2 protein-coding genes are annotated in these 1,393 nt (G+C 50.6%); both read right to left on the minus strand.

Features of this window, described 5'->3' with window-relative positions; translation table 11 throughout:
* Positions 1-62: 62 nt before the first annotated feature.
* Complete coding sequence (locus ACFSX3_RS25350; protein ID WP_209994904.1) at positions 63-968, minus strand: IS3 family transposase; 906 nt, start codon at positions 966-968, stop codon at positions 63-65.
* Positions 969-982: 14 nt separating this feature from the next.
* Entirely contained in the window at positions 983-1,321 is a 339-nt protein-coding gene (locus ACFSX3_RS25355) for a transposase (protein ID WP_209994905.1), read from the minus strand.
* Between the last annotated feature and the right edge of the window lie 72 nt (positions 1,322-1,393).

Consider the following 1,393-nt stretch of genomic DNA (forward strand, 5'->3'; position numbering starts at 1 on the left):
CGGTTCGGCCCCCTAATTGTGGAGACATTCTGCTAAAAACTCGTGTTTTCGCAGTTTCTCGTTTACAGCGTTATTTCTATCGGTTTTAGCTTGCCCGCTTTCCATGCGGCTTGGTATTGCTTGGGGCTCAAACGCTGCAAACTGCCATGAAAACGGCGCTCGTTGTAAAATTCAATATAGGCTGCGACTGCTTCATAGGCTTCTTCAAACGTTTCAAAGTACCTTTTTGCATACAAATCTCTCTCCAAAATGCTATGAAATGACTCAATGTAGGCGTTCATATTCGGCGTTTTTGGAGGAATTCGTTCATGCTCCAGCGGACGCTGTGTTTCCGCACACAACTCGCCAAAGACGTCACTTAAGAATTGCGGGCCGTTATCCGAACGGATGACCGGAGAGGGGTCTCCAGGCTGCAAACGCCTGTCTAGAGCCTCTCTTAACGTGGCACAGACTTGCTTGGCTGTACAACTCGCTCCCACGTGGTAGCCAACAATGCAGCGGTCAAACACATCAATCATATCAAAGATAAAAAAGAAGCGGTCGTAGCCATGAACATATCCATATTTAATGTCAATCTGCCAGAGTTGGTTGGGGCCGGTGACCACTCGATTTCGTGCCAGGTGCCGAGGGTATTTTACGTTCTTTACCGGCTTTTTCTGAAGCAGCCCGAGTTTCTTGCACAGCCGATATGCCTTCTTGTGGTTGAGAATTAAGCCCTGCTGGACCCACAGGGCGTAGGCGAGGTTCCGGTAGCCATAGCCGTTCTCCTCTCCCTCCACCAGCTCACTCAGCCATTCCTCGATCTGTAGGTCACTCACCCGCAGACCACCAGTGGTGAGGGAATAGGAGGGGATCGGACGGCCCGACGTCGTTATTGCAGCAGGGCCGCCTAGAAGCCCCGAGAGACGTTTTTTATGGGCATAGTAGGTGGAGGGTTGAACCTCTATAATCCGTAGCACCAATGTCACCGTATACCCCCGCTTTATCGTTTCGTTGGCCAGTTCGAGTCTGTCTTGTAAGCGGGGTTGGCTTTTTTTAGGAGTTCACGCAGCAGTTCGATCTCCAAATCCTTTTCGCCCAGTAGCTTAATGGCCGTCTCCATCTTCGTCTCCAGGTCTTGGACACGCTCCGCATCTTCAATCCGTTCCTGAACGGACGGGGTAGCCTCTTCTCCAAACCGTTCCTTGTAGAACTTCACCCAATTGGAAATCGTGCTGGGTGAGACGGAGTACTTTCGGGCGAGGAAGGAAATCTTGGTTCCATGGATCGCTTCTTGGGCTACTTTGATCCGCTGTTCGTCGTACAACTTGTTGCTTCTCATCGGCTCCACTCCCTCTTCTTAGTGTACCTCTTACATGTCAAGGTCTCCACTTTGATTAGGGGGCTTAAGAGA

Origin of the sequence: Paenibacillus rhizoplanae (assembly GCF_042684125.1) — a bacterium.
In the GTDB taxonomy this organism is placed as follows: Bacteria; Bacillota; Bacilli; order Paenibacillales; family Paenibacillaceae; genus Paenibacillus_AQ; species Paenibacillus_AQ rhizoplanae.